The 3,148-nt window shown below is 57.9% G+C and carries 3 protein-coding genes; 1 reads left to right on the plus strand and 2 read right to left on the minus strand.

Features of this window, described 5'->3' with window-relative positions:
* Positions 1-140 precede the first annotated feature (140 nt).
* Positions 141-920 (minus strand): IS21-like element helper ATPase IstB, encoded by a 780-nt coding sequence (gene istB / locus ACOVQ0_RS14195; RefSeq protein WP_421885652.1) that lies wholly within the window; start codon positions 918-920, stop codon positions 141-143.
* On the minus strand, positions 910-2,448 hold the full coding sequence (istA, locus tag ACOVQ0_RS14200) for an IS21 family transposase (RefSeq protein WP_421885657.1): 1,539 nt from the start codon (positions 2,446-2,448) through the stop codon (positions 910-912). The genes istB and istA overlap by 11 nt, the downstream gene beginning before the upstream one ends.
* A 50-nt stretch (positions 2,449-2,498) precedes the next feature.
* Between istA and ACOVQ0_RS14205 the strand changes: the two genes are divergently transcribed.
* Positions 2,499-3,020, plus strand: coding sequence for an ATP-binding protein (locus ACOVQ0_RS14205; RefSeq protein WP_421885655.1), 522 nt, complete (start codon positions 2,499-2,501; stop codon positions 3,018-3,020).
* The last annotated feature ends 128 nt before the right edge of the window (positions 3,021-3,148 follow it).

Consider the following 3,148-nt stretch of genomic DNA (forward strand, 5'->3'; position numbering starts at 1 on the left):
TGATCCTGGACAATGCACTGGCTTATTCGGACGGTTCGAAGGGTGGCAGACCGCCTGTTGATTGTCGTTGAGAAGTGACCCGTTATTTTCACTGAGAAGTGACCCAGGTGGTTGTTATATCCCGCGTTGCGGGTTTTGGGTCAAGAGGCTGGTTTTTCCTTTCTGTTTTTGGGCGCTGCGGCACTGGCGCGGAAGCGGAAGCTGTCATTCCCGGTCTCAAGGATGTGGCAGTGGTGCGTAAGTCGATCGAGGAGGGCTGTGGTCATTTTGGCATCACCGAACACACCGCCCCATTCGCTGAACGATAGATTGGTGGTGATGATGACGCTGGTCTGCTCATAAAGCTTGGAGAGCAGATGGAACAGCAGCGCGCCGCCTGATGGACTGAACGGCAGATAGCCTAACTCGTCGAGAATGACGAGATCAAGGCGCAGCAGGCGCTCGGCAACCTGGCCAGCTTTATTCATAGCCTTTTCCTGTTCCAGCGCATTGACCAGATCAACCGTGGAGAAGAAGCGGACCTTTTTGCGGTGATGCTCGACAGCCTGCACGCCAAGCGCTGTAGCCATGTGGCTTTTGCCTGTCCCGGGACCGCCGATCAGTACGATATTGTCGGCACCGTCTATAAAATCTCCACGATGGAGTTGACGGATGAGGGCTTCATTCACCTCGCTGGCTGCAAAGTCGAACCCGGCCAGATCCTTGTAGGCCGGGAACCGGGCTGCCTTGATGTGGTAAGCGATGGATCTGACCTCACGCTCAGTCATCTCCGCCTTGAGCAGTTGCGAGAGGATCGGCACAGCCGCTTGGAACGCTGGGGCACCCTGTTCGATCAGGTCGCTGACGGCGCCAGCCATGCCGTACATCTTGAGGCCGCGTAGCATGACCACGATCGCAGCGCTGGCGGGATCATGACGCATGACGCGCCTCCTTGTTCCGGAGGGCATCGTAGCGCCCGACATTGGCTAGAGGCTCGCGCGCAAGGCGCAAAGCCTGTGGTGCATCTATAGGGGTTGGCGGGATCGCTTTGCCATCGGTCAAACGATGCAGGATATTGAGAACATGGGTTTTGGTCGCCACCCCGGCATCAAGGGCAAGCTCGACCGCGCATAGCACTGCCTGCTCATCATGATGCAGCACAAGCGCCAGTATCTCGGCCATCTCCCTGTCGCCGCCAGGCCGCTTGAGGATCAGCCCCTGCAACTGCCGGAACGCTTGCGGCAGCTCGGTGAAGGGTGCCCCGTTACGCAAGGCACCGGGCTTGCGTTGGATTACTGCCAGATAGTGGCGCCAGTCATACACCGTTTGGCCTGGCATATGGTGCGAGCGCTCAATAATCCGAACATGCTCGCACACGATCTGCCCTTCGGCAACAACAACGACCCGGTTCGGGTATATCCGCAGGCTCACCCGCTGGTTCGCAAACGATGCCGGCACGCTATAACGGTTACGGTCAAAGTTCACGAGGCAGGTCGGGGATACCCGCTTGCTGTGTTCGACAAAGCCGTCGAAGATACGGCCCTGCGGCATCAAGCTGGCGACTTCTTCGGCATGCACATCAGCCACGGTACCAGGCAGGCTACCGTGCTTGATATGCCCCCATTGCGCAATGCAATGTTCCTCCAGCCAGACGTTCAGGGCATCGATATTGGGGAAGCTGGGCCCAGAGGTACTAAGGGGCTGCCACAGCCGTCGCCGCGCATCCTGCACGTTCTTCTCGACCTGTCCTTTCTCCCACCCCGAGGCCGGGTTACAGAAGTCTGCTTCAAACAGGTAATGGCTCGCCATAGCGGCAAAACGCGCGTTGACCTGTCTGACCTTGCCCCGGCCAATGCGATCGACCGCCGTCCTCATATTGTCAAAAATACCCCGCTGGGGAACACCGCCCAGCACCCTGAACGCTTCAGCAAGCGCGTCGAAGAGCATCTCGTGGGTCTGAAGTGGATATGCCCGAACAATGAACGCCCGGCTGTGTGACAGCTTGGTATGCGCTACCTGCAACTTGGTCTGCCTGCCACCTATAATGGCCCAGTCTTCGCTCCAGTCGAACTGGAAGGCTTCACCCGCCGCAAACACCAAGGGCACAAAAGTGCCGCGTCCGCTGGTCTGCTGCTCGCGTTGGCGTTCAGCCTTCCAAGCGCGCACAAAGGCTGCAACCCGCTCGTAGGAGCCGTCATAGCCCAATACCACAAGATCAGCGTGCATCTGCTTGGCTGTGCGCTTCTGCTTGCGCGACTTGCCAACCTCAATCCGCAGCCACCCCGACAGCTTCTCTGCAAACGGATCAAGCTTGGTCGGCCGAACAGAGGCCCTGAATACCGGTTCTAACGTGTCTGCACGTAAATACTTGCGGATCGTGTTCCGCGACAATCCTGTCCGCCGTACAATCTCACGGATCGGCATCCCTTGCCGAAAACGCCAACGACGTATCACACTCAATAAATCCATGTTGATCACTCCTCATCCCCCCAACCGGTCGGTCAGGGTGTGGTTCAAACATGGGTCAAATCTCAGTGAAAACTTATGCCGCTAACGGGTCACTTCTCAACGACAATCAACACGTCTACTTCATTGCGTTGGCCGACTTGCTGGGAGCCTTGGCCAAGGCAGAGCGTGAAGGAACGCTTCGTGAAAAGATCCGGTTCTACTGCAGGCCTTCGCTGCTCATAGTCGACGAAATCGGTTACCTCCCGATCATTCCCGGCGGCGGCAATCTGTTCTTCCAACTCGTCAACGCACGTTACGAAAAGACCTCGATGATCCTCACCTCTAATCGCGGCTTTGCAGAGTGGGGCGAAATCTTCGGTAGCCCGGTTGTCGCCACAGCGCTGCTTGATCGGCTGTTGCATCACGCCATCGTCATCCAGATCGACGGCTCAAGCTACCGCCTGCGCCGCCACGCCGACCTTCTGCCCGAGCATGTTCGCTCCACCGCAAACCTATCGCCGCCTGCGCCCGAGGTGCCGAAACGGCGCGGGCGGCCACCTAAAGACGGAGGCGCCATGCATCAGACAACATGAAAACGCGCTAACGCAAAAGTGGGGAATTTTACTTTGCCAATAGTGGGGATTTTTACAGTGTCATTGACAGGCCCCCCGACCATAAAGGTCAAGGATGTGAGGCCCGCGTCGGGCAGGCCAAACCGGTA

It is taken from the genome of Novosphingobium sp., from assembly GCF_049240505.1.
Classification (GTDB): Bacteria; Pseudomonadota; Alphaproteobacteria; order Sphingomonadales; family Sphingomonadaceae; genus Novosphingobium.

Bases quoted from the DNA above. Each gene is read 5' to 3' on its own strand.
- istB (WP_421885652.1), bottom strand. From the start codon at position 920: ATGCGTCATGATCCCGCCAGCGCTGCGATCGTGGTCATGCTACGCGGC.
- istA (WP_421885657.1), bottom strand. From the start codon at position 2,448: ATGGATTTATTGAGTGTGATACGTCGTTGGCGTTTTCGGCAAGGGATG.
- ACOVQ0_RS14205 (WP_421885655.1), top strand. From the start codon at position 2,499: ATGGGTCAAATCTCAGTGAAAACTTATGCCGCTAACGGGTCACTTCTC.